The sequence below is a fragment of the Mesorhizobium sp. M2E.F.Ca.ET.209.01.1.1 genome, from assembly GCF_004010375.2.
Taxonomy (GTDB): Bacteria; Pseudomonadota; Alphaproteobacteria; order Rhizobiales; family Rhizobiaceae; genus Mesorhizobium.
In genome coordinates this window covers 1-287 of the sequence record NZ_SADP02001226.1, presented here as the reverse complement: position 1 = coordinate 287, position 287 = coordinate 1, and the positions used below count along the sequence as shown (strand labels likewise).

Below are 287 nucleotides of genomic sequence, written 5' to 3'. Positions count from 1 at the left end.
CGGGTGGGCGGCGTGGAGGACCCGCAAGGCCGCCGGACAGACGTGGAGCAGCCACGTTCAGCTGTTTTTCTACATGCTCGGTCTCGGCATCGGCATCAGGTTCATCCATCACGCGCTGTTCGACGGCACGATGTTCTCGCTGCATTACTATGTCGTCGACACCATCGTGCTGATGATCTTGGGCTTTCTCGGCTATCAATACACGCGCACCAACCAAATGGTTACACAGTACAACTGGCTCTATGAAAGAGCTTCCTTGTTAAGCTGGAAGCCAAAAGGTTGAAGTT

At 54.4% G+C, this 287-nt stretch carries 1 protein-coding gene; it reads left to right on the top strand.

The window, feature by feature from the left end; translation table 11 throughout:
* On the top strand, window positions 1–283 hold a 283-nt coding region (locus EN852_RS39840), incomplete at its 5' end, for a DUF6867 family protein (RefSeq protein WP_135879977.1).
* Between the last annotated feature and the right edge of the window lie 4 nt (window positions 284–287).